General features: G+C 43.7%; 1 protein-coding gene. It reads right to left on the bottom strand.

The window, feature by feature from the left end; translation table 11 throughout:
- Nucleotides 1-1,498 (bottom strand): non-ribosomal peptide synthetase (locus L1286_RS24005; protein ID WP_235409545.1); only part of this gene is annotated, 1,498 nt, incomplete at both ends.

The following is a 1,498-nucleotide window of genomic DNA, read 5'->3' on the forward strand; positions in this document are numbered from 1 at the left end:
GTACTCGCTGCTGCCCCCTTGTAGTTGATCTATCAACCACAAACGCTGTTGTGAAAATGACACCACATCCCCCCCTTCACGGCGGGCCATAGGCTGTATCGCAATGATGTTATCGCTGACATCCGAGTTACTTAATAACTCAGCCAGTTGCGCTATCGTCGGAAACTCAAATATCGCTTTAATAGGTAGTTCAACCTGACATCGCGTTTTAATCATTGTCATCAAACGAATAGACAGTAAAGAATGTCCGCCCAACTCAAAGAAATTGGCTGTGGTACTGACTTTGTCTGACTCGAGGTTAAGTAGCTCTGCTACTATCTCAACCAGCGTCACTTCTAGCGCCGTCTTTGGTGCAACGTACTGGCTTTGCATTATGGCCACATCGGCCTCTGCTAGTGCCTTTCGATCTATTTTTCCATTGGGGGTTAATGGCCACTGTGTCATTACCACAAACGCAGAAGGCACCATATAATCTGGTAACGACGCCTGTAACGATGATTTAATAGCGCGTAACAATTCTGCTTCATCCGCATCTTGGCTATCCGGGATAATATAGGCGACGAGCTGTTTGTGCTGATGGCTGCCTTCGACTAACTGGACTAAAGCAGATTTCACACCTGGCGCTACCAATAACTTATTTTCGATTTCGCCTAACTCAATCCTATAACCTCGGACTTTAACTTGTGCGTCGACACGACCAATAAACTCTAAGCTACCATTTGGTAAATAACGGACTAAATCACCGGTTTTATATAGACGAGAGTAACCCTTCGCTTTATCCTTTTCATTAGCAAATGGATGCGCAACAAAACGTTCTTCTGTTAAGTCTGGTCGATTTAAATAACCACGGGCAAGCCCTGCACCACCAATATATAACTCTCCCGTTACCCCTCTAGGAAGAAGATTTTTCTGGCTATCCAGTACAAAAAAACATGTATTACTTATGGGAAACCCAATATTGGTTGGTACTGTAGATACGGCTTCAAAGTCAACCATGGAAGATAATACCGTCGTTTCCGTCGGGCCATAGCAATTAACTAGCCGACAGTTTTTAACCCAATTCGCAATATCTGTTTGTTCAGCAGCTTCACCACCAATAGTGATGACTTCAACATTGGGGAGTTTTTCTGCATCCAAGGACTTTAAAAATGCTGCCGGAATAGAAACATGGGTTGTTCTACAGTCAAGAGGCTGTTCAATCAGATCTTGATAGCCGCTCAATAAGATAACCCTTGCACCCGACAGTAGTTCTCTAAATAAGTGCCCACTGCCAGCATCGAATGAGAATGAAGTACAATGCAAACAAACTGACTTTTCTGTTAAATTTAAAAAACGAATATTATCTACAACTAAGTTCGAAACACTCCTATGCTCTACCATCACTCCTTTTGGCTTGCCAGTTGACCCAGAAGTGTAAATCACATACGCAAGAGAAGTGGATTGTAGCCCTGCAACCTTGCGGTTCTCTGTCTCACATTGCTGTAGCTGCGCAACAACC

Origin of the sequence: Pseudoalteromonas sp. SMS1, assembly GCF_021530565.1 — a bacterium.
In the GTDB taxonomy this organism is placed as follows: domain Bacteria; phylum Pseudomonadota; class Gammaproteobacteria; order Enterobacterales; family Alteromonadaceae; genus Pseudoalteromonas.